Origin of the sequence: Aquamicrobium ahrensii, assembly GCF_040545755.1 — a bacterium.
In the GTDB taxonomy this organism is placed as follows: Bacteria; Pseudomonadota; Alphaproteobacteria; order Rhizobiales; family Rhizobiaceae; genus Mesorhizobium; species Mesorhizobium ahrensii.
Genome location: NZ_JBEPMN010000007.1, coordinates 31,290 through 54,049, shown reverse-complemented (window position 1 = coordinate 54,049; position 22,760 = coordinate 31,290). Strand labels below are relative to the sequence as shown.

At 64.6% G+C, this 22,760-nt stretch carries 22 protein-coding genes; 12 read left to right on the top strand and 10 right to left on the bottom strand.

Annotated features, from left to right (window positions below; all coding sequences use genetic code 11):
* The first annotated feature begins 57 nt into the window (after positions 1–57).
* From ABID44_RS10895 to ABID44_RS10870, 6 genes are all read left to right on the top strand, one after another.
* Positions 58–885 carry a MurR/RpiR family transcriptional regulator gene (locus ABID44_RS10895; protein WP_354151741.1) on the top strand — a complete coding sequence of 276 codons (828 nt, stop codon included), beginning with the start codon at positions 58–60 and terminating at the stop codon, positions 883–885.
* A 171-nt stretch (positions 886–1,056) separates the two neighbouring features.
* Positions 1,057–2,196 carry an efflux RND transporter periplasmic adaptor subunit gene (locus ABID44_RS10890; RefSeq protein WP_354151740.1) on the top strand — a complete coding sequence of 380 codons (1,140 nt, stop codon included), beginning with the start codon at positions 1,057–1,059 and terminating at the stop codon, positions 2,194–2,196.
* 107 nt (positions 2,197–2,303) lie between these two features.
* A complete protein-coding gene (locus ABID44_RS10885; protein ID WP_354151739.1) occupies positions 2,304–5,432 on the top strand; it encodes an efflux RND transporter permease subunit in 3,129 nt (1,042 codons plus the stop codon).
* Between the two features lie 109 nt (positions 5,433–5,541).
* Entirely contained in the window at positions 5,542–6,012 is a 471-nt protein-coding gene (locus ABID44_RS10880; RefSeq protein ID WP_354151738.1) for a MaoC family dehydratase, read from the top strand.
* Positions 6,013–6,061: 49 nt separating this feature from the next.
* On the top strand, positions 6,062–6,751 hold the full coding sequence (locus ABID44_RS10875) for a TetR/AcrR family transcriptional regulator (protein WP_354151737.1): 690 nt from the start codon (positions 6,062–6,064) through the stop codon (positions 6,749–6,751).
* Positions 6,752–7,070: 319 nt separating this feature from the next.
* Positions 7,071–7,307: a DUF680 domain-containing protein gene (locus ABID44_RS10870; protein ID WP_354151736.1), complete on the top strand. Its 237-nt coding sequence runs from the start codon at positions 7,071–7,073 to the stop codon at positions 7,305–7,307.
* An 85-nt stretch (positions 7,308–7,392) separates the two neighbouring features.
* Here ABID44_RS10870 and ABID44_RS10865 read toward each other — a convergent pair whose 3' ends face one another.
* From ABID44_RS10865 to ABID44_RS10845, 5 genes are all read right to left on the bottom strand, one after another.
* The gene (locus ABID44_RS10865; RefSeq protein ID WP_354151735.1) at positions 7,393–7,620 is read right to left on the bottom strand and encodes a hypothetical protein; all 228 of its coding nucleotides are present in this window, start codon (positions 7,618–7,620) and stop codon (positions 7,393–7,395) included.
* Between the two features lie 70 nt (positions 7,621–7,690).
* Positions 7,691–8,269 carry a sarcosine oxidase subunit gamma gene (locus tag ABID44_RS10860; RefSeq protein WP_354151734.1) on the bottom strand — a complete coding sequence of 193 codons (579 nt, stop codon included), beginning with the start codon at positions 8,267–8,269 and terminating at the stop codon, positions 7,691–7,693.
* Positions 8,262–11,255 (bottom strand): sarcosine oxidase subunit alpha, encoded by a 2,994-nt coding sequence (locus tag ABID44_RS10855; RefSeq protein WP_354151733.1) that lies wholly within the window; start codon positions 11,253–11,255, stop codon positions 8,262–8,264. Before ABID44_RS10855 ends, ABID44_RS10860 begins: the two co-directional genes overlap by 8 nt.
* 52 nt (positions 11,256–11,307) lie before the next feature.
* On the bottom strand, positions 11,308–11,604 hold the full coding sequence (locus ABID44_RS10850; RefSeq protein WP_354151732.1) for a sarcosine oxidase subunit delta: 297 nt from the start codon (positions 11,602–11,604) through the stop codon (positions 11,308–11,310).
* A gap of 12 nt (positions 11,605–11,616) precedes the next feature.
* A complete protein-coding gene (locus tag ABID44_RS10845; RefSeq protein WP_354151731.1) occupies positions 11,617–12,870 on the bottom strand; it encodes a sarcosine oxidase subunit beta family protein in 1,254 nt (417 codons plus the stop codon).
* 213 nt (positions 12,871–13,083) lie between these two features.
* Between ABID44_RS10845 and ABID44_RS10840 the strand changes: the two genes are divergently transcribed.
* The 4 genes from ABID44_RS10840 to ABID44_RS10825 all read left to right on the top strand — a co-directional run bounded on the left by ABID44_RS10840 (position 13,084) and on the right by ABID44_RS10825 (position 16,634).
* On the top strand, positions 13,084–14,592 hold the full coding sequence (locus tag ABID44_RS10840) for a helicase HerA domain-containing protein (protein WP_354151730.1): 1,509 nt from the start codon (positions 13,084–13,086) through the stop codon (positions 14,590–14,592).
* Positions 14,593–14,758: 166 nt separating this feature from the next.
* Positions 14,759–15,010 carry a 30S ribosomal protein S21 gene (rpsU, locus tag ABID44_RS10835; RefSeq protein ID WP_354151729.1) on the top strand — a complete coding sequence of 84 codons (252 nt, stop codon included), beginning with the start codon at positions 14,759–14,761 and terminating at the stop codon, positions 15,008–15,010.
* A 154-nt stretch (positions 15,011–15,164) separates the two neighbouring features.
* Positions 15,165–16,001, top strand: coding sequence for a tetratricopeptide repeat protein (locus tag ABID44_RS10830; protein WP_354151728.1), 837 nt, complete (start codon positions 15,165–15,167; stop codon positions 15,999–16,001).
* Positions 16,002–16,157: 156 nt separating this feature from the next.
* Entirely contained in the window at positions 16,158–16,634 is a 477-nt protein-coding gene (locus ABID44_RS10825; protein WP_354151727.1) for a DUF992 domain-containing protein, read from the top strand.
* 158 nt (positions 16,635–16,792) lie between these two features.
* Here ABID44_RS10825 and coaBC read toward each other — a convergent pair whose 3' ends face one another.
* From coaBC to ubiE, 3 genes are all read right to left on the bottom strand, one after another.
* On the bottom strand, positions 16,793–18,031 hold the full coding sequence (coaBC, locus tag ABID44_RS10820; protein ID WP_354151726.1) for a bifunctional phosphopantothenoylcysteine decarboxylase/phosphopantothenate--cysteine ligase CoaBC: 1,239 nt from the start codon (positions 18,029–18,031) through the stop codon (positions 16,793–16,795).
* Positions 18,032–18,110: 79 nt separating this feature from the next.
* Positions 18,111–19,685 carry a 2-polyprenylphenol 6-hydroxylase gene (ubiB, locus tag ABID44_RS10815; protein ID WP_354151725.1) on the bottom strand — a complete coding sequence of 525 codons (1,575 nt, stop codon included), beginning with the start codon at positions 19,683–19,685 and terminating at the stop codon, positions 18,111–18,113.
* 13 nt (positions 19,686–19,698) lie between these two features.
* The gene (gene ubiE, locus ABID44_RS10810) at positions 19,699–20,475 is read right to left on the bottom strand and encodes a bifunctional demethylmenaquinone methyltransferase/2-methoxy-6-polyprenyl-1,4-benzoquinol methylase UbiE (RefSeq protein ID WP_354151724.1); all 777 of its coding nucleotides are present in this window, start codon (positions 20,473–20,475) and stop codon (positions 19,699–19,701) included.
* Between the two features lie 247 nt (positions 20,476–20,722).
* On the opposite strand from ubiE, the gene upp reads away from it, so the two are divergent.
* Both upp and ABID44_RS10800 read left to right on the top strand, forming a co-directional pair.
* The gene (gene upp, locus ABID44_RS10805) at positions 20,723–21,352 is read left to right on the top strand and encodes a uracil phosphoribosyltransferase (RefSeq protein ID WP_354151723.1); all 630 of its coding nucleotides are present in this window, start codon (positions 20,723–20,725) and stop codon (positions 21,350–21,352) included.
* 7 nt (positions 21,353–21,359) lie between these two features.
* Complete coding sequence (locus tag ABID44_RS10800) at positions 21,360–21,566, top strand: SlyX family protein (protein ID WP_354151722.1); 207 nt, start codon at positions 21,360–21,362, stop codon at positions 21,564–21,566.
* Between the two features lie 82 nt (positions 21,567–21,648).
* On the opposite strand, the gene msrA is transcribed toward ABID44_RS10800, so the two are convergent.
* Positions 21,649–22,314 carry a peptide-methionine (S)-S-oxide reductase MsrA gene (gene msrA / locus ABID44_RS10795; RefSeq protein WP_354151721.1) on the bottom strand — a complete coding sequence of 222 codons (666 nt, stop codon included), beginning with the start codon at positions 22,312–22,314 and terminating at the stop codon, positions 21,649–21,651.
* Between the two features lie 32 nt (positions 22,315–22,346).
* Positions 22,347–22,670 (bottom strand): hypothetical protein, encoded by a 324-nt coding sequence (locus ABID44_RS10790; RefSeq protein WP_354151720.1) that lies wholly within the window; start codon positions 22,668–22,670, stop codon positions 22,347–22,349.
* Between the last annotated feature and the right edge of the window lie 90 nt (positions 22,671–22,760).

Below are 22,760 nucleotides of genomic sequence, written 5' to 3'. Positions count from 1 at the left end.
GATTTGTCAAATCCGATTTGGCACGATCTGGACCAATGCCTTTGGACTGGGGACAACATGGAATCCAATGTCGCCGAGCTGATAGCCGAACGTCTCGACACCATGCCGGCGGGCGAACGCCGGGCTGCGCAGACGCTGGTCGCCAACTACCCGCTGATCGGGTTGAAGACGGTCGCCGACTTCTCGCAGCAGGCCGGTGTCTCATCGCCCACCATCCTGCGGTTCGTGGCCCGCCTTGGCTTCCACAACTACGCGGAGTTTCAGGCTGCCCTGCAGGACGAGCTGGCGGCCCAGCTCCAGTCGCCCGCCTCCCGCACATACGCGGCCAGTAGCCGTGGCAAGGGGGCGATCTCGCCCTTGCTGGAGGCGACGCTCGACAATCTGCGCGAGACCTTCCGCCATATTTCCGACCGCCAGCTGGAGGACATCGCCGCCTGTCTGGCGGAGCGCCGTGGGCATATGTTCCTGATCGGGGGGCGCTTCACCGATCCGCTCGCCCGCTATACGGCCGCGCATCTGGCCATCATCCGCCCCAACGTCTTCCATCTGGCGGGTCAGGAAAGCATGTGGCGCGACCGGCTCATCGACATGGACAAGCATGACGTGATCCTGATCTTCGACATCAGGCGCTACCAGGACAGCCTGCTGCGCTTCGCCGAGAAGGCGCATCAGCGCGGCGTCGCCATCGTGCTGATCACCGATCAATGGCTCTCGCCGATCGCCCGGTTTGCAAAGCATGTCGTCGCCGGTCGCACCGCAATGCCCTCGGCGTGGGACTCCTCGGTCGCGCTGTTCACCATCGCGGAATCGCTGATCGACGCGGTCACCAGACGGCTGGAAACGGAAGGGGCCAGGCGCATCCGCGAGATGGAAGGGCTGCGCTGAGGCAGGCTGTATGGCCCCTTCCCAGCAACCTTACGCAGATTTAATGTGCTTTGACGCCGGAGAATTGTCATAAAGGCTGAGTACCGGGCATTTCATGCGTTTCGTGGTACCCTGCGTCGAGGCTCCGAGGCTGGAGCAGGACGCGCAGCTTGGCAGACGACCGGAGTGCTGATGACAGCCTGGAAGCAGATTCTGTTCGCGATAGCGATTCTCGCCGTGGCTGCGGTTGCGGGCTACATGTTCGTGCCGGGGTCGGCCGCCACGCTGGCGCGCCTCGGCATCGGCCCGGTCGAAAATCCTGCGGCCGCAACCGGCTCGATCGGCGGTCAGGAAGAGCCTGGCGGCCGGGTCGCGTCCGTCGTTACGGCCCCTGTCTCGACGGCGACGATAAACGACCGCCTCAACGCCATCGGCACAGGCCGCGCCAGGGCGACGGTTTCGGTCATGCCCTACGGATCGGGCCGCCTTACCGAATTGCTGGTCCAGTCCGGCGCCCGGATCGAAACCGGAGAAATCATCGGCAGGCTGGACTCGGCCACCGAGGAAATCGCCGTTGACCGCGCCCGCGCCGCCCGCGACGACGTCCTCGCCAGGGTCGAGCGTATTCGCCTGCTCCGCACCTCCAACGCCGCGACGCAAGTGCAACTGACCGACGCCGAGCTTGCCCTGCGCAATGCGGAGCTGACCGTGCATGACGCCGAAGTCGCGCTCGACCGTCGCTCGGTCACCTCCCCCATTTCCGGCATTGTCGGCATCCTGCCCATCGAAGCCGGCAACTACGTCACCAGCCAGACCTCGATCGCCACCGTCGACGACCGGTCGTCCATTCTGGTGGATTTTCATGTGCCGGAACGCTTCGCGTCGATGATCGAGATCGGCGCTCCGCTCACGGCCGTCCCGCTCGCCAATCCGAATCGCGAATATACCGGCGCCGTGAGCGCCATCGACAACCGCATCGATGAAAAGAGCCGGACGCTTTGGGTGCAGGCGACCATCGCCAACCCTTCCGATTCCCTGCGCGCGGGCATGTCCTTCCAGATCGCCATGCAGTTTCCCGGCGAATCCTATCCGGCCGTCAGCCCCCTCGCCGTGCAATGGGGTTCGGACGGCGCGTTCATCTGGGCGGTGGAGAACGGCAAGGCCAGGCGCGTTCCGGTGCGCATCGTCCAGCGCAACACCGAAAACGTGCTGATCGACGCGCCGATCGTGGCCGGCAGCATCGTTGTTACCGAGGGCGTGCAGAGCGTGCGGGAAGGCGGCGGCGTGCGTATCGCCGGCGATCCGGCCCGGAGCGTGGGCGCAGACGGCTGACCCACCCGGTTTTCGGATTGTTCCGATGCTTAATCAAAGTGTTAGAGCGCTTTCGCAATTCGGGGAAAGCGGAAATATTCTAACCGCTGAGAAAGACGAGACGCGCCATGAATGACGAGATCAAGAGCGGTCAGAGCGGCCTGACGGCGCTGTTCATCCGCCGTCCGGTTCTGGCCTTCGTGCTCAACACGCTGATCGCCGTGGCTGGCATAGCCGCCTTCTATGGCGTCGAGGTGCGCGAACTGCCGGACGTCGACCGCGCGGTTATTTCCGTCAACACCAATTTTACGGGTGCGGCCGCCGAAACGGTGGACCGCGAGATGACCGACATCATCGAAGGCGCGGTGGCCCGCGTCTCCGGCGTGAAGTCGATCTCTTCGCGCTCGTCATATGGCTCCAGCCGCGTCACCATTGAATTCAACGACGGCGTCGACCTGAACGTCGCCGCATCCGACATACGCGACGCCGTCGCGCGCGTCGCCAACCAGTTGCCCGACGAGGCGGACGCGCCGCGCATCGTGAAGGCCGACGCCAATGCCGAAGCGGTCATGCGTCTGGCGGTCACTTCGGACAGCATGTCGGTCGAGGACATGACCGTCATCGTCGAGGATCAAATCGAGGATGCGCTGGCCGCCGTTCCGGGCGTCGCCGACGTGCAGGTCTATGGCGACCGGGAAAAGATCTTCCGCATCGACGTCAATCAGGCGCGGCTCGCCAGCCTCGGCTATACGGTGGCGGATTTGCGCAGCGCGCTGGCGTCCGTCGCCTTCGACAAACCGGCCGGCTCCATCACCACCAGCGACCAGAACCTGATCGTTCGCACCACCGCCGAGGTCAGCACCCCGGAAGCCTTCGAGCAGCTTTACATCGACGGCAGCACCCGTATCGGGGACGTCGCGACCGTCACCCTCGGCCCCGACATCGGGCAGAGCATGCTGCGCTCCGACGGCAAGTCCGGCATCGGCATCGGCATCGTGCGCGCAGCCGAATCCAACACGCTCGACATCTCCGAAGGCGTCAAGGCTGCGGTGCAGGCGATCCAGCAGAACCTGCCGGAAGGCATGACCATCAAGATAACCTCGGACGATGCGGTGTTCGTCAACGGCGCGGTCCATGAGGTCGAGATCGCGCTGGTGCTTGCCGTATCGATCGTTCTGATCGTCATTTACGCCTTCCTGCTCGACTGGCGCGCCACGCTGATTCCGGGCCTCTCCATGCCGGTCGCCATGATCGGCACCATCGCCGCCATCTACCTGGCCGGATTCTCCATCAACATCCTCACGCTTCTGGCGCTGGTGCTCGCCACTGGCCTCGTCGTCGACGACGCCATCGTGGTGCTGGAAAACATCGTGCGCCGCCGCAATCAGGGTCTGGGGCCTCGCGCCGCCGCCGTTCTCGGCACTCAGGAAGTGTTCTTCGCCGTCGTCGCCACCACCGCCACGCTGGTCGCGGTCTTCGTGCCGATTTCCTTCATGCCGGGCCAGACCGGCGGCCTGTTTCGCGAATTCGGCTTCGTGCTGGCCATCGCAGTGCTGCTGTCGGGTGTGGTGGCGCTGACGCTGTGTCCGATGCTGGCCTCGCGCATGCTCACTTCCGCTTCGCTCCACCACGAGGGCGGAACCGGCATCGGCAGCCGTATCGGCGCGAAACTCGGCGCGCTCTACAAGCGCGGCCTCAATGCCTGCCTCAACGCACCCTGGCTGGTGGTGCTGGTGGCCGTCCTGTTTGCCGGGCTGGCCGTCATTCTCTTCGGCACCATCCGGCAGGAGCTCACCCCCACGGAAGACCGCTCGATGGTTCTGCTGCGTGTCAGCGCCCCGCAAGGCGTCAGCCTCGACTATACGGCGGCGCAGATGCGCACCATCGAGAATCTGATGGAGCCGATGCGCCGGTCCGGCGAGATCGAAAGCACCTTCCAGTTCGCCGGCAACAACGGAAACTACAACAGCGGCTTCATGGTGATCACCCTGGCTCCCTGGGAAAAGCGCGCCCGCACCCAGCAGCAGATCTGGTCGGAGATCAACTCCTACACCCGCCAGATGCCGGCCGTGCGCGTGTTCCCCGTGCAGCCGAACAGCCTCGGCATCCGTGGCGCAGGCAACGGCCTGCAATTCGCCCTTGTCGGCAATGACCGCTCGAAGCTTGGCGAGGCGGCCGACCGCATCGTCGCCGCCATGGAGCAGGACCCGCGCTTCGAGCAGCCGCGCCTTTCGATCGACCCCTCGCAGCCGCAGCTTTCCGTCGCCATCGACCGCGAACGCGCCTCCGATCTGGGCATCGACATCACAGGGCTCGCCAATACGCTGCAGGCCATGCTCGACGGCAACGACATCGGCGACGTGTATGTCGGCGACCGTGCGTTCGGCGTGAAGCTGGTGTCGACCACCAATCCGATCAACGATCCGACCGATCTTGAAAACATCTTCCTCAAGACCGGCGACGGCCGCTTCGTGCCCATGTCCACCATAGCCACGCTAACGGAAAAATCGGTGCCGCCGACCCTGACACGCGAACAGCGGCAGGCTTCCGTGGCGATCACCGCCGATCTGCGGGCCGACTTCGCACTGGGCGACGCCTATACGGAAGCGCAACGCATCGCCGCCGATCTCATGCCTGCGGGCGCGCGGCTGCTGCCGCTCGCCGAAGCCGCCACGCTGGGCGAGACCAACACCGGCATGCTCACCGTATTCGGCTTCGCGCTGATCATCATCCTTCTGGTGCTGGCGGCGCAGTTCGAAAGCTTCGTGTCGGCCATCATCATCATGGCGACCGTGCCGCTGGGGCTCGCCTGCGCCATTTTCGCGCTGATCCTGACCGGCACCAGCCTCAACGCCTACAGCCAGATCGGCCTCGTGCTTCTAGTGGGCGTGATGGCCAAGAACGGCATTCTCATCGTGGAGTTCGCCAACCAGCTCCGCGACCGTGGCCTGGACGTGCGGCAGGCCATCGAGGAAGCGGCCAATGTGCGCCTGCGCCCGGTGGTGATGACCATGATCTGCACGGTGCTCGGCGGCCTGCCTCTGGTGCTGGCCAGCGGCGCCGGGGCCGAGGCGCGCATTGCTCTCGGCTGGGTCATTGTCGGCGGCCTCGGTCTGGCCACCGTCTCCACCCTCTTCCTCACGCCGGTCGCCTACCTGCTGCTTGGCCGCTTCGTCACGCCGAAGGTGGAAGAGCAGACCAGGCTTCGCCGCGAATTGGAGGAAGCCGCCTATACCAATGTGGAGCCGGCCGAATAAGCGAGCCTCCCGCGCGGAAGGCCATTGCCCGGGTGACAGGGCGGGCGTCGCCCTGTATTGCTCCTGCCCGAACCATCACGGCATCCGGGCATCAGGAGAAGCGGCCACCATGAAACCGATCAGCCTCGACCAGCTTCTGGCCAGCGTCGGAAAGGAGGTTGGCGTCTCGCCCTGGCGCACAGTGACGCAGACGATGATCGACCAGTTCGCCGACGCCACCGATGACCATCAGTTCATCCATTGCGATCCGGAGCGCGCGGCTCGGGAGACCCCCTTCGGTGGAACCATCGCCCACGGCTTCCTGCTGCTCTCCCTGCTCTCGGCCATGACCTTCGAGACGCTGCCGCCGCTGGAAAAGGGCAAGATGGGCGTCAATCACGGCTTCGACGAAATCCGCTTCATGGCCCCCGTCAGGACGGGCTCGCAGATTCGCGCCCGGTTCGTTCTCGCCGACGTCAAGGCCCGGCCTTCCGGCTGGGTGCAGGTCACGCACGACGTCACGGTCGAGATCGAGGGATCGAAGAAGCCGGCCTTCACCGCGCGCTGGCTGACGCTGACCTTCGTCGAGCCCCAGGCCTGACGCTGCGGCACGGCTTGCCCCCACTCATATCAGGGATATATTCAGACCCGTGGAGGACGCTCGCAAACCAAAGACCGTATCGCCCACCGTGCAGGAACGGCGCGAACGGCACCGGGAAACGCTCCGATCCGACCTGATCGAGGCGGCGCGGCGGCTTGTGCAGGAAGAGGGTTATGACGGGCTGACCATCCGCAAGCTGGCCAAACAGGTCGGCTATGCGCCGATGTCGGTCTATTCTTATTTCGCCGACAAGCAGGACATACTGCTGGCGCTGGCGCAGGATCGCTTCGAGATTCTGGCCCGGCGCATCGAGGACAATGCGTCCGACGATCCGATCGAGGCGCTGCGGGCGGTGATGACCGAATATGCGGCTTTCGGCCTCGGCAATCCGAACGAATACCGCATCGTCTTCATGACCGAAAAGACCAGGCCGCCTGAAGGCGTGACCTTCGAGGAACTGGACGCCAACAACCCCGCCATGCTGGCGCTTCTCAGCCGTGTCGAGGCCTGCATCGCGGCCGGCAAGCTGAAGGGCGACCCCTTCGCCATCGCGACCATGCTGTGGAGCATTGGCCACGGCGCCATTTCGCTGCTGATCACATTCCCCTTCCACGACTTCGGCGACCCCGACGCTTATGTAAAGCGCATGTGCGATTTCGCCCTCGGGGCGCTGGAAGGGCAGGATGTACAACCGCTCAGCGACAATCCCGGCATTTCGTGCCGGCTGACTCGGGCATAGAACGGCTCCGGTAAGAGCACCCTACGGTTTACGCCCGGACTGTTCGCAACCCTGGATAAATTGTTTTCGCGATTCCGAGAAAAATACCCGATCCGTGTGATCCGGCAAATCGCCGGCATGGGCGCTTCACGGCCAACCGTCGAATGCCCGGCAGGGACGTGCTCATTTAATGATTCCCCATGGGCTGCGGACAACAGGGCGGAGATCGCCGTTCCTCTTCCGCACAAATTTCGTACACGTACGGAAATTATCTTGAATCCCGCTCCATTGTTATGTACATGTACGAAATATAATACACATACAATGATCGGAGAAGGATATGAAGACCGCCATAGTTGCGCTTTCCGCCCTGCTCGTCTTGTCTGGCGTCGGCATGGCCGCATCCGGCCCGGCACAGGCTCCTGCCGCAAGCTGCGTCGCAGTCGATCGGACGACGGGCAAGAAGGTGAAGGTCGACTGCGCCAGCACGGGGTCGATCAGCAAGGCCGCCAATGAAGGCAGGACCTCCGGCCCTCGCCTCGGCATCGATGTGAACCCGTTCGTGCCCGGTCTGTGAGTTTGCACGATAAAGGCAAAGGGCGGCATCCAACCGGATAGCCGCCCTTTGTTGTAATATGAACCGTTATGCCCGTATGCGCGGGTCAGCGTCCCGGTTTGCGCCCGGCCACCTTTTTGGCCTGTCCGGGCTTTTTGGGTCCGCCGGGTATGGCCGAGGAGGTCACCGAAACCGGGTCGCTGGCGGGGAAGCTATCCTCCAGCCCCTCTTCCAGTTCCTCCGTCTCGTCATGAGTGAGCCGTTCCTGCTCAAGAGACTTGACGGCCGATGTCTTGCTGCGCGTCTTGCTTGCCGTTTTCACGTTGCTCGCCATTCCAGTTTCTCCCCGACACGCCCCGAGTAAGGGGCCTGGATAAAAACTCGGCTCCCCCCGTTCGGTTCCCTCACACGGCGTCGCGCGCGCCGTGTTCCAGCAGGCTGTAGACGTAGTCGGAGAAGGAACGCCAGCACTCGACCCTGAATTCCTGCTCGCTTAGCCGGTAGAGCAGAATTTCCGACTTGCCGAGCACCGTGCGCGAGCACGCGCCCACGGCAAACGCCTGCAATGACAGGTCCTGCGGGCAACCGGCTGCGATTGCCGCCTCCGCAGACGGCCCGCTCACTGCGAAGGCGACATTGCGGTGCGAAACATCGACCGCCGAATGAAGGCCTTTCGCCCTAGCGCAATCAGACAGCGCATCGCCGCCCTGCTCGTCGAGCACGAACCATTCGTCCGGCCCGAGCCACAAAACGGTGCGCCCACCCTTGGTGGCGGACGTATTCGGTTTTTGCGGCAGCGTCACTCCAAGCGCCCGCGACAGCGATCCGAGAGCTTCCTGCGGCGCCCGCAGCGACACACGGCCCGCCGGCGGCAGGACGGCCACCTTGACGCCGCTGGCCGAAACCTCCTGCCCCGCCAGCGCCGGGCGGCGCTCCACCGTGGCGGCGGTCTGAACGGTCCTTGCTGTCGTAGCCTTAGCCATTGAGGCGCTCCCCCTTCTCATCGAAGAACACCATGCCGGTGACCTCCACCTCTATGGTGCGGTCGGGCATTGGAACGTAGAGCGTTTCGCCCATGCGCCCACGCCCGCCCTCGACCAGCGCCAGCGCAATCGAACGGCCGCAATTTTCCGACCAGTAGCTGGAAGAGACATGGCCGATCATTTTCATCGGCACCGGCTGCTTCGGATCGGCGACGATCTGCGCCCCCTCCTCCAGCACCACATCGGGATCGCGGGTCTTAAGGCCGACAAGCTGCCTGCGCCCCTCGGCCGCCAGATCGGGCCGCTTCAGCCCGCGTATGCCGACGAAATCGGTCTTTTTCTTCCCCACGGCCCAGTCGAGACCGGCATCGTTGGGCGTCACCGTTCCGTCCGTGTCCTGCCCCACGATGATGTAGCCCTTTTCGGCGCGCAGCACATGCATGGTTTCGGTGCCGTAAGCGCAGGCGTCGTGCTTGCGCCCTTCGGCCCACAGCGCCTCCCATACCGCCTCGCCGTAATCGGCCGGCACGTTGACCTCGAAACCGCGCTCGCCGGAGAAGGACATACGGAACAGCCTCGTCGGCACGCCGCAGATCCTGCCCTCGCGCACAGACATATGCGGCATGGCTTCGTCGGAAAGGTCGATGCCCTCGACCAGCGGCGCGATGATGTCGCGGCTTTTCGGCCCCTGCACGGCGATCACCGCCCATTGCTCGGAAATCGAGGTGAGCCACACCTTCAGATGCGGGAACTCGGTCTGAAGATAATCTTCCATATGGTTCATGACGCGCGCCGCGCCGCCGGTGGTCGTCGTCACATGAAAGCGGTCCGCGGCCAGACGCCCGACCACGCCGTCATCATAGATGAAACCGTCCTCGCGCAGCATGACGCCGTAGCGGCAGCGGCCCGGTTCCAGCTTTTGCCACGGGTTGGTGTACATCAGTTCCATGAAGGCGGCCGCATCGGGTCCCACCACCTCGATCTTGCCGAGGGTGGAGGCGTCGAACAGGCCGGCGCTCTTCCTCACCGTCACGCATTCGCGGTTCACGGCGGCATGCATGTCCTCGCCCGCGCGCGGGAAATACCAGGCGCGCTTCCACTGGCCGACATCCTCGAACACCGCGCCTTGCCGTTCGGCCCAGCCATGCATGGCGGTGCGGCGCGTCGGGTCGAACAGTTTTCCGCGCGCATGACCGACGATCGCGCCGAAGGTCACCGGGGTGTAGGGGGCGCGGAACGTCGTCAGGCCGACCTCCGGGATCGTTTTGCCGAGTTCCTCGGCTGCGATGGCCAGACCGTGCATGTTGGAGGTCTTGCCCTGGTCGGTCGCCATGCCGTTGGTGGTGAAGCGTTTGACGTGCTCGATGGAGTGCATGCCTTCGTGCACCGCCTGACGAATGTCCTTGGCCGTCACGTCGTTCTGGAAATCGACGAAGGCCTTCACCGTGGTCCCGGCTTCCGCGCCGGGGCCCGCACCCAGCATGCCGCGCGACCAGTTCTCGCTGGCCTCCACCTTGGGCTTTGCTGCCTTTGCCGCCTTGCCGCCGGCTTCCTTCGCCGCCTTCGCGCCCGCCGCATAGGCTTCGTCGATGGTGGCGGCCAGACCGTCCGTGCCGTTGCAGGCGCCGACCGAGATGCAGTCCTGCGCATAGGCGCCGGGCAGGAAGCGCTTCACCTCGTCGTTGAAAGCCACCTTGCCGCGCGATTGCGAGAACAGATGCACCGAAGGCGTCCAGCCGGCCGACATCAGAACTGCATCGACCGCTATGGTGCGCTCCCCGCCGCCACCGGCGCGCGGACGCACGGTCATGGAACTGACGCGCAGCCGCCCGCCGACCCGGACCACGCCGCGTCCACCGTGGATCTCGATGCCGAGCGTGCGGGCTTCGTCAACCATCGGTCCGGATGGATTGTCGCGCAGGTCAACGATGGCCGCGATGTTGATCCCCGCCTTCTTCAGGTCGATGGCCGCCGCATAGGCGCTGTCGTTGGCGGTATAGACGCCGACATTCCTGCCCACGGCGACGCCGTAGTGATTGAGATAGGTGCGCGCCGCCGAAGCCAGCATGACGCCGGGCCGGTCGTTGTCGGGAAACACCATATGACGTTCGATGGAACCGGTGGCGAGCACGACGCGCTTTGCCCGCACCTGCCAAAGCCGCTCACGCGGCAACGAGCCGGGACTGGACAGATGATCGCTCACCCGCTCGGCGAGACCGACGAAATTCTGAAGATAGTAGCCAAAGGCGGTGGTGCGGGTCAGCACCCGCACATTTTCCATGGCGGCCAGCTTCGCCATCGCCGCCTGCGCCCAGTCCCAGCCATTCCGGCCGTCGATGACCGCGCCGGATTCGAAACGCAGCGAGCCTCCGAGTTCGGCCTGTTCGTCGCAGATGATGACGCGCAGGCCGGTTTCAGCCGCGGCGAGCGCTGCGGCGATGCCCGCCGCGCCGCCGCCCAGAACCAGAACCTCGCAATGGGCGAAGCATGCGGCGTAGCGATCCGGGTCGGGCTGGTCCGGCGCTACGCCAAGACCGGCGGCGGAGCGGATGAACGGCTCGTAAAGCGATTTCCACGCCGCCTTCGGCCACATGAAGGTCTTGTAGTAGAAACCGGCGGAGAACAGCGGCGAGGCAAGATCGTTGACCGCGCCGACGTCGAAGCCCAGCGACGGCCAGCGGTTCTGCGACACGGCGGTCAGCCCGTCATAGAGCTCCTGCACCGTGGCGCGCACATTGGGCGTCTTGCGCGAGGCGTCGCGATGGATTCCAACCAGCGCATTGGGCTCTTCCGCACCCGCCGAGAGGATGCCGCGCGGCCGGTGATATTTGAACGAGCGGCCAACCAGATGCACGCCGTTTGCAAGCAACGCCGAGGCCAGCGTGTCGCCGGCGACGCCGCTATAATCCTTGCCGTCGAAGGTGAAACGCGTGGTTCTTGCCTGCGCGAGGCGGCCCTTGCCGGGAAGGCGGAAGGATTCGGCCATGGTCAATGCGTCCCCTCAGACAAATGGCGGCACGTTGTGAAAGGCATTCCCCTCACCTGGCCGTTTCCGGCAGCTTCTTCGGCTTCGGCTCACCTGCCTTGTAGGTCATGATGAAGCGGTCGTTCACCGAATCGCGCACCGCATTGAAGAAGCGGGCGCAGCCGTGCACATGCCGCCAGCGCTCATAAACCGTGCCGCGCGTATTGGCGCGGATAAAGAAGTAATCCTCGAACGTCTCGTCGCTGATCGAGGCGATATCGGCTGGGCGCGCAACATGCGCCTCGCCCGCATGCCGGAACTCGATCTCGGGGCGTTCTTCCTCGCAATAGGGGCAGCGGATCAAAAGCATCTGTATTGTCCCTCAGTGCGCGACGGCGGCGGCCGCCGCCTCATCGATCAGCCGTCCGGTGCGGAAACGCTCCAGCGTGAACGGCGCGTTGATCGGATGCGGTTCGTCACGGGCGATGGTGTGGGCGAAGACATGCGCCGAACCGGGCGTCGCCTTGAAGCCGCCGGTACCCCAGCCGCAGTTCACATAAAGCCCCTGCACCGGCGTTTTGGCGAGGATCGGGGAACGGTCGGGCGTGACATCGACGACGCCGCCCCAGGAGCGCAGCATCTTCATGCGCGTGAACATCGGGAACATCTCGCAGATGGCGTCGAGCGTGTGCTCCAGATTGTGCAGCGCTCCGGCTTGCGAATAGGAATAATACTGATCCGTGCCGGCCCCGATCACCAGTTCGCCCTTGTCCGACTGCGAGATGTAGGCATGCACCGTGTTGGACATGACCACGCAGGGCACCACCGGCTTGACCGGTTCCGACACCAGCGCCTGCAACGGATAGCTTTCAAGCGGCATGCGCACATCGGCCATATTCATAACGACGGACGTGTTGCCGGCCGCAACCGCGCCGATCTTCTTCGCACCGATGAAGCCGCGCGAGGTTTCGACCCCTGTCACCGCGCCGTTCGGACCGCGCCTGATGCCGGTGACCTCGCAGTTCTGTATGATGTGGACGCCCCGCGCCGCTGCGCCGCGCGCATAGCCCCACGCCACCGCATCATGGCGCGCGGTGCCGCCGCGTCGCTGGAGCGACGCCCCGACCACCGGGTAACGCGCATCGCGTGAAATGTTGAGCGGCGGGCAGTATTCCTTCGCCTGCTCCGGCGTCAGCCACTCATTGTCGACGCCGTTCAGGCGGTTGGCGTGGACATGGCGCTTCAGGGACTGAACGTCGTGCACATTATGCGCCAGCATCATCACGCCGCGCGCCGAATACATAACGTTGTAGTTGAGATCCTGCGACAGCCCGTCCCACAGCTTCAACGCATGGTCGTAGATGCCGGCCGATTCGTCATAGAGATAGTTGGAACGGATGATAGTGGTGTTGCGGCCTGTATTGCCGCCGCCGAGCCACCCTTTTTCCAGCACCGCCACATTGGTTATGCCGTGCTCCCTGGCCAGATAGTAGGCCGTTCCAAGCCCGTGCCCGCCAGCGCCGATGATAACGACATCATATTCCGCCTTCGGCTCCGGAGACGTCCATTGCGCCTCCCAGCCCCTGTGTCCGCGCATGGCTTCCCGCGCGATGGCGAATACCGAGTATTTCTTCAAGTTCCCACGCCTCGCGATTGAGCGGCGACATCCCTGACGCTGACGCCTTTTCCTTATCACTAGCCAAACCACCCCGCCACCCATGCGCTGTTTGCGACGGGGTCTGCCGCTATAAACGCCGTATCCGGCTGCGGCGAAGCGCCTGTGGGTATCCCGCCCCACGGCTTCGCACCCGTGCGGGGGAGTGTTAAAGCGCCGGTACAAGGAGCTGCGATGAGAGTCGACATTGACATGGGAACGGCGTCCCCCGGGAAGCCGGCCATGATCGATCTTGAGGAACTGCTGGCCACCCGATTGCTCGTGCAGGGCAATTCGGGCTCGGGCAAGTCGCATCTGCTGCGCCGCCTGCTGGAACAGAGCGCGCCCTGGGTGCAGCAATGCGTGATCGACCCGGAAGGCGACTTCGTCACCCTGGCCGACAAGTTCGGTCATGTGGTGGTCGACGCACAGCGCACCGAGGCCGAGCTTACCCGCATCGCCGGCCGCATCCGCCAGCACCGGGTCTCCGCCGTGCTCAATCTGGAAGGGCTGGACGTCGACCAGCAGATGCGCGCGGCCGCCGCCTTCCTTGGCGGCATGTTCGATGCCGAGCGCGAATACTGGTATCCGGTCCTTGTTGTCGTGGACGAGGCGCAGCTCTTCGCGCCGGCCGCCGCCGGCGAGGTATCGGACGAGGCGCGGCGCATCTCGCTCGCGGCGATGACCAACCTGATGTGCCGGGGCCGCAAGCGCGGCCTTGCCGGCGTCATCGCCACGCAGCGGCTGGCCAAGCTCGCCAAGAACGTCGCGGCGGAAGCCTCCAATTTCCTCATGGGCCGCACCTTCCTGGACATCGACATGGCCCGCGCCGCCGATCTTCTGGGCATGGAGCGGCGGCAGGCCGAGATGTTCCGCGACCTCGCACGCGGCTGCTTCGTGGCGCTGGGGCCAGCCATGTCGCGCCGGCCGCTGCCGATCACCATAGGCAGCGTCGAAACCTCGGCCCGCTCGGTCAGCCCCAGGCTGATGCCCCTGCCGGAAAAGCCCGAAGACGTGGCCGATCTCGTCTTCACGCCGGGACCGGAAGAGGCCCGCATGCCGGTGCGCAAACCCGCGCCGCAACCGATCCCCACCGCCGACCTGATGGCGCAGCTCGCCCGCCCGCAGCCCGCGCCGATGCCGCCGCCGGTCGAGCCCATGTTCCCGGAAATCGACGAGGCCGAACGCGAAGCCGGCATCGACACGGTGCTGAAGGAAATCCTCGAGGATCCCGACGCCGGCTTCCGTACCGACGCCGTCCTCTATCAGGATTTCCTTGTGCGCTGCCGCATCCGCCGCGTCGCCGGCGAGCCGCTGCAACTGACCGCCTTCCGCAGGCGGCTGGCGGTCGCGCGCGCCGGGGTGGATCGAAAGACCGCCGACGGCGAGGCGTGGCCTCACGCCCTCCAGCTTTCCGAAAGCCTGCCTGACGATGTTCAGGGCGTGTTCCTGATGGTGGCGCAGGCCGCCGTCACCGGCGCGCCCTGCCCTTCCGACGCCACCCTGGCGCGCGCCTACGGAACCCATTCGGCGCGCCGGGCCAGACGCCTGCTCACCTATTTCGAGGAGCGCGACCTGATCGTGGTGCGCACCGATTTCCATAACAACCGCATTGTGGCCTTTCCCGATCTCGGCTGCGAAACCGCGCCAGGCGACCCCAATGCGCCCGACGAGGCCGCACCTTCGGCCGACGCCGCCGAATAGGCGCGCAAACACCCCCGCAACGCTGCGGCGGGTCGCGATTTCTTGTATGGACAAGGAACTCTCGTTCTGATACTAGCCGCCGCAAATTCGTGGCGCAATCCGTCACGGAGGCTGGTGGTTATGGCCGCTTGCTTGATGGTTTCTAACCCGAGAGACAGGAACGCCCGTGCAGGTACTCGTCCGCGACAACAACGTTGATCAGGCGCTTCGCGCCCTCAAGAAGAAGATGCAGCGCGAGGGCATCTTCCGTGAAATGAAGATGCGCGGTCACTACGAGAAGCCGTCCGAGAAGAAGGCCCGTGAGAAGGCGGAAGCCGTGCGCCGTGCGCGCAAGCTGGCCCGCAAGCGCGCCCAGCGCGAAGGCTTGCTGCCTGGCGCCTCGCGTCCGGCGCCGGCGGCTGCCCGCGCCGCGCGCTGATTGCGGTCTGTTTTTCGCCCTTTTCGAGGGCTATCGAGGTGGCGCGATTCCGGTCGCGGCCACCTTTTGTTTTGGCTGAAGCTTTTTAGCCGGGACAGACTGCCGGCGGCGGGCTAGGTTCGCACAGGCACGACAAAGCGAGGACAAGACTGCAATGGAAGCATTGAGCGAACGGCGCGCCGCCCGTTACGGATTTTCCATGGCCGCCGCACTCCTGAGCGGACTGGTGCTTGCAGCCTGCCAGTCCGGCCCGGCGATGGATCTCGGCAACGTCGATGTCACACAGGCTTCCAGCGAGAACATCTCGTCCCTCACGCAGGTCATCAACGCCAACCCACGCGATCCCGAAGGCTACAATGTTCGCGGTTCGGCCTATGGGCGCGGCGGTCGCTACCAGCAGGCGCTGAAGGATTTCGACACCGCCATCTCGCTCAACCCGAATTTCTATCAGGCCTATGCCAACCGGGCGCTGATCTATCGCTTCACGGGCGATAACAGCAAGGCGCTGGCCGACTATAACCGCGCCCTGCAGATCAATCCGAGCTATGACGCGGCCTATATCGGCCGCGGCAATGTCTACCGGCAGTCCGGCCGCACACAGGAAGCTTTCAAGGATTTCGAGCGCGCCATCCAGCTCGACACCACCGATGCGCGCGCCTACCACAATCGCGGCCTGATCTATCAGGGTCAGAGCCAGCATACCTATGCGATCGAGGACTTCTCCACCGCCATCTCGCTGGCTCCGGACGCTTCCGAGCCATACAATGGCCGCGGCCTTTCCTATCTGGCCATGAACCAGGAAGACAACGCCTTCGCCGACTTCAATATGGCGATCAAGCTGGATTCGAAGAACGCGGAAGCCTGGACCAATCAGGGGCTCATCTATGAGCGGCGCGGCGACAGGGCGAAGGCCGCCAAATCTTATCGGGAAGCCGTGCGCCTGAAGCCAGCCTACCAGCCGGCCAAGGATGGCCTCTCCCGCACGCAATAAGCGGTGCCCTCTCCTCACCTTGCGTAAAGCGCGCGGCGCCCTGCTGGTGCGGTCGCGCCATGATCGCGCCACGGTTCGACGCAACGTATCGCGCTGCCAAGCGTTGATCGGCATGGCGATTCTGCCACCGACCGATCAGAATTCAGGAGTTTTCCCATGATCAAGAAACTTGTCGCCGCCGCCGCCTTCGGCCTCCTGTCGATGACGGCCGCTGCCAACGCCACCGGTCAGTTCGAGCTCGGCGTGCTCGACTGCCAGATCGATGGCGGCACGGGCTATCTCATTACGTCGAACAAGGGGCTCGCCTGCACCTTCAAGCCCTCCGACGGCCGCGCCCCGGAATATTACAGCGGCATTGTCTCCAAGCTCGGCGTTGATCTGGGCAAGACCCATCAGGGCAATCTCGTCTGGGCCGTGCTTGCCGCCACCCGCGACTATGACAGCGGAAAGCTCGCCGGCAACTATTTCGGCGTCAACGCGGAAGCCAGCATCGTGACCGGCGGCGGCGCCAACCTGCTGCTGGGCGGCTTCAAGCGCTCCTATGCGCTCCAGCCGCTGAGCGTGCAGGCGCAGACCGGCCTGAACCTGGCGGTGGCCGTGCAATCGCTCGAACTGGTGCATTCACTGAAGTAGGCCCGGCCCAAAACCGGAAGCAAGCTATAGCATCGGACTGAAAAGTGGAATCCAATTTTCGGAAAGTCCGATGCTCAATCAAAGTGTTAGAGCGTCCTTTATGCGTCCGATTGGACGCATGGCGCTCCAGGGGGCGGAGCGCGACGTTCCGCCCTTTGTTATGTCTGCGTCGCCTGCAACCGCTCGGCGACAAGCGCCGCAAGTCGCGCGGCGACCTCTTCCTTGGTCAGTTCCGGCCATTCTTCTGCACCGGTCTTTGAGACGATGCGGACACGATTGCGGTCGCCGCCCATGACCCCGCCCGGACCGATTCCGCTGTCATGCGACACATCGTTGGCGACGATCAGGTCGGCGCCCTTCCTGTCCAGCTTGGCCTGCGCGTTCTTCAGCACTTCCTGAGTCTCTGCCGCGAAGCCGATGACGAGGAAGGGCCGTTGCGCGTGATGGCCGACGCCGGCGAGGATGTCCGGATTTTCCACCATCTGAAGCGCAGGCGGCCCCTCGCCCGCCACCTTCTTGATTTTCTCGCCGGCGGCGTCGGCGGTGCGCCAGTCGGCCACGGCAGCCACGAAGATGGCCGCGTCGGCCGGCAGCAGGCTTTCAATCGCATCGCGCATCTGGCGCGCGCTCTCCACATGTGTGGTGGAGACGTCCGCCGGATCGGGGATCGTCACCGGCCCGGAGACAAGCTGCACATCGGCGCCCAGCCGGGCGAGGGCCGCCGCGATGGAATGGCCCTGCTTGCCGGATGAACGGTTGGCGATATAGCGCACCGGGTCGATCGGCTCATGCGTCGGGCCGGAGGTGACGATGATGCGCCGGCCGGCGAGCGGCCTGGCCGCCGGCTCCAGCAGCGCCTCGATCGCCGCCACGATCTCCAGCGGCTCGGCCATGCGGCCCTCGCCCGCCTCGCCGCTTTCAGCCATTTCTCCCCGCGTCGGCCCAACGAAGGCCACACCATCCTGCGCCAGCGTCTTGCGGTTGCGGCGCGTGGCGGGATGCGTCCACATCTTCGGGTTCATCGCCGGGGCGATGAGCACGGGCCTGTCTGTCGCCAGCAGCACGGCCGAAGCCAGATCGCCGGCGAGGCCATTGGCGAGCTTCGCCATCAGATCGGCGGTGGCCGGCGCCACCACCACGAGGTCGGCCTCGCGCGCCAGACGGATATGGCCGACATCCTGTTCGTCCTGCCGGTCGAACAGATCGGTGAATACATGGTCGGCGGCCAGCGCGCCCACCGCCAGCGGGGTGATGAACTGCTGCGCGGCCTGTGTCATCACCGGCCGCACCGAAGCGCCCCGCTCGCGCAATCGCCGGATCAGGTCGAGCGTCTTGTAGGCGGCGATACCACCGCCGATGATGAGCAGAATGCGCTTGGCCGAAAGCGTGTTCGACATGCCGTTGATCAACTCCGTAAGCGGCACCCTGGCCGGCCATCCAAATTAGGCAGGACTGCCGACTCGGTCAATTTGCCGTTCAGAACAACTCCCACGCAATATAGAGCAACGTCAGCGCAATCACCCATAGCGCAAGTCGACCCGAGCGTGTGTGGCGGGCCTCGGCCTTGCCGATGGCCTGCGCCGTCTCGGGATCGAAGCGCAGGCCGTGCTCGGCCATATGGTCGAGTTCGCGCGACAGGCGCTCGGTGCGCCGGGCGAATTCGGGCATGTGACGCGCCAGCGCCGATACGGCATGGAGGCCTTCGCGCGCATCGGCCAGCAGGCCGCGCGGCCCCAGATTATCGCGAATCCAGTCGCCGACGACCGGCTCCGCCGACTTCCACATGTTGAAGGCCGGGTCGAGCGTGCGCGCCACACCCTCCACCACGACCATGGTCTTCTGCAGCAGGATCAGTTCGGGCCTCGTCTGCATGTCGAACAGCTCGGTCACCTCGAACAGCAGGGTGAGCAGCTTGGCCATGGAGATGGTTTCGGCCGGCTGGCCATGGATAGGCTCGCCGATCGCACGGATCGCCTGCGCGAAGGCGGCGACATCGTGCTTCGCCGGCACATAGCCGGCCTCGAAATGCACCTCCGCCACGCGCAGATAGTCGCGCGTGATGAAGCCGTAGAGGATTTCGGCGAGAAAGCGGCGCTCCTTCTTGCCGAGCCGGCCGGCGATGCCCAGATCGACGGCGACGATGGTGCCATCGGCTTCCACGAACAGATTGCCCGGATGCATGTCGGCATGGAAGAACCCGTCACGCAGCGTGTGCCGCAGGAACGACTGGATCAGGTTCGCCGCAATCCTCTTGAGGTCATGGCCGGAAGCGGAGAGCGCGGCGATATCGTTCATCTTGACGCCGTCGACCCACTCCATGGTCAGCACGTCGCGGCCGGTGCGCTCCCAGTCCACTGCGGGAACGCGGAAGCCGGGATCTTGGCTTGTGTTCTCGCCAAGCTCGGAAAGCGCCGCCCCCTCCAGGCGCAAATCCATCTCGATGCGGGTGGTCTGGGCGAGCGTCTCGGTCACCTGCACCGGACGCAGTCTGCGGCTGGACGGGATGTAGCGCTCCTGCAGACGCGCGGCGAGGAAATAGCTTTCCAGGTCCTGCAGGAAGCGGCGGCGTACGCCCGGGCGGATGACCTTCACCGCCACCTTGCGCCGGCCTTCCGGGTAATCGACCTCGGCCGGATGCACCTGGGCGATGGAAGCAGCAGCCACCGGCCCCCCGAAATCCTGGTAGAGATCGTCGGTCGTGCGCCCCAGCGACGCAACCACGGCGGCCTGTGCTTCCGCCTTGGGGAACGTCGGCATTTTGTCCTGCAACAGCGCCAGATCGAGCGCGATGTCATTGCCGACGACATCGGGACGCGTGGCGAGGAACTGACCCAGCTTGACATAGGAGGGCCCGAGCCGCGCCACCGCGTGGGCCAGCCGGTCGCTGCGCTCCTGCTTCAGGGCGCGGCGGCGTGTGAACATCGTGGCCACCCGCCAGCCAAATTTCGGCAGCCCCGAAAGCTGGTCGCCCGGCAAGGCCGCGACCACGCCCTCCCGCACCAGAACCCAGCCGGCCCTGACGAGCCGGAAACCTGCGCTCAAACTGCTCATGAGGCCTGTTCCGTCACAGTTTCCAGCCGGAGTGCAGGGCCGCGATGCCGCCTGAATAGTTCCTGAAGCTCACCCGCTCGAAACCGGCGCTGCCGATCATCCGGGCGAAATTGTTCTGGTCGGGGAATTTGCGGATCGATTCCACCAGATAGGCATAAGGCTCGCCGTCGCCTGTCACCATCTGGCCGATTTTCGGAATGGCGTTGAACGACCACGCGTCATAGACGCGGTCGAGCAGAGGCATATCGACATCGGAGAATTCGAGGCACAGGAAACGTCCGCCGGGCTTCAGCACGCGGAAAGCCTCCGAAAGCGCCACATCGATGCGCGGCACGTTGCGGATGCCGAAGGCGATCGTATAGGCGTCGAACGTCGCATCGGCGAAGGGCAGTTCCTCGGCATTGGCCTCGACGAAATCGAGATGCGCCGAAAGTCCCTTCTTTTCCGCGCGCTCGCGCCCGACCTGCAGCATTGAGCCGTTGATGTCCAGCACTGTCGCATGCGCATTGCGCTGGCTCGCCTCGATGATGCGGAATGCGATGTCGCCGGTGCCGCCGGCAACGTCCAGAACCTTCCAGCCCGGCCGTTTCGGCGGATTGAGCCACGCAATCATGGCGTCTTTCCACACGCGGTGCATGCCGGCCGACATCAGATCGTTCATCAGATCGTAGCGGTTGGCGACCTTGTGGAACACCTCGTTGACAAGCGGCTGCTTCTCGCCCGCCCCGACCTGCCTGAAGCCGTAGGAGGTTTCCATGCCGCCATTGGCGGTGGTTCTTTCAACTGACATGCTCACGATCCGCTTTTATGCGGGCGGACCATACAGGAACGGATTTCGCCGCGCCATGGCCTTGGCCCCTCATTTGACCGGTGAATGGTCGCAGGCGCCCTGTGGACTTTGCTCCTGGCAAGCCGCATAGGCCTTTTCTATTTGCTTTCCAGCATTCACTATCGAGTGTGAAACTGAGCAATCCCGGAACAGGCGGGGATCGGTTTCGCGTCCGGAATTGAAAGAACATAACGAGCCGGAGAAGACCATGCAGGGCGTCACCGTCATCGACCATCCGCTGGTGCAGCACAAGCTGACCATCATGCGCGACAAGAACACCTCGACCGCCGGCTTTCGCCGGCTGCTGAAGGAAATCTCGCTGTTGCTGGGATATGAGGTGACGCGCGACCTGCAACTCACCACCACCACCATTGAGACGCCGATCGAGGAAATGGAAGCTCCGGTGCTGGAAGGCAAGAAGCTGGTCTTCGCCTCCGTGCTGCGCGCCGGAAACGGCCTGCTTGAAGGCCTGCTCGATCTCGTGCCGGCCGCGCGCGTCGCCCATATCGGGCTCTACCGCGACCACGACACGCTTGAAGCGATCGAATATTTCTTCAAGGCTCCGGGCGATCTGGGCGACCGGCTGGTGATCGTGGTCGATCCGATGCTGGCGACCGCCAACTCGGCCACCGCCGCAATCGACCGGCTGAAGGCGCGCGGGGCCACCAATATCCGCTTCCTGTGCCTGCTGGCCGCGCCGGAAGGCATCAGGCGCTTCACCGCCGCCCATCCGGACGTGCCGATCTATACGGCCTCCATCGACCGCCAGTTGAACGAGAAGGGCTATATCATGCCCGGCGTGGGCGATGCCGGCGACCGCATGTACGGAACGAAATAGGCGCCCGATGACCAACGACGACAGGCTGGTCGCGCTGGAAATCCGCGCGGCCGAACAAGAAAAGACTATCGAGGAACTGTCCGGCCAGATCGCCGAACAGTGGAAGGTCATCGACCGGCTTCAGAAGAAGCTGGACGCCCTGGCCGAGCGCTTCCTTGCGCTCGAAGAACAGGCCACGCCCGAAATACCGGTAAACAAACCGCCGCACTGGTGAACAGGCTCCGGCGTGGCGCAAGCTGCCAGCCGCCATGCGCCTCATCGTCGTCCGTCAATGACGGCGGCTAACCGGGTCCGGTTCAGGCTGAAACGCCGGCCGGTATCGGGCAGGAGACGCCGGTGCCCTGCAAACCGCAATAGCCGTTGGGATTCTTGGCCAGATATTGCTGGTGCTCGGGTTCGGCAAAATAGAACTCCGGCGCAGGCGCGATTTCTGTGGTGACCTTCCCCCGCCCCGCGGCCAGCAACAAGGCCTCATAGGCGTCACGGGACGCAAGCGCCTGCTCCCGCTGCCCCTCGTCGAAAGTGAAGATCGCCGAGCGGTAGGTGGTGCCGACGTCATTGCCCTGCCGCATGCCCTGCGTCGGATCATGGCTCTCCCAGAACAGCTTCAGCAGATCGCCATAGGAAACCACCTTGGGATCATAGACCACCAGCACCACCTCGGCATGGCCGGTGAGGCCCGTGCAGGTCTCCTTGTAGGTCGGGTTGGGCGTCAGCCCGCCAGCATATCCCACTGCGGTCACCCATACGCCGGGCGTCTGCCAGAAAAGCCGCTCCGCCCCCCAGAAACAGCCCAGACCAAACACGGCCTTTTGCAGCCCATCCGGGTAAGGGCCCTTGAGCGGATTGCCGTTCACGAAATGCTTCTGCGCTGTCGGGATGGGCTGGCCGCGCCCCGGCAATGCATCTTCCGCACGGGGCATCATCGTCTTCCGGTTCAGGAAATCGTTCTGGAACAACATGTCTGTCTTCCTTTCTTGTAGCGCGCGGCCGCTCAACCGGCGACGTAGCGGGCGACGGGGCGTTCGCGCCTGTAGCCGATGGCGTAGAGCAACAGCGCCAGCCCGGCGAACACCACGAACCCCGGCAGCGCCAGAACCCAGTTCACCGCCGTATCCCACACAAGCGGGCTGAGCTTTTCACGCACGAACATCTCCGCCGTACCCAGCGTTTCGGGCGAAACGGCGTTCCAGCTCGTTTTCAGCGGCGTGGTGACCAGTTGGGAGGCAGCCACCGTGCGCGTGGCGTCGAGCACCGCCATGATGACGGCGACGGAAAGAGAAACCATTGCGGCAAGCCGGAACGCGAAACGGAACATCGATGCACCTTTCTGGCACAACAGATATGGCGGACAGGACGCACGCGCAATCCGCGCGGGATCAATATCAGGCGAGTTTGCGGCGCGATT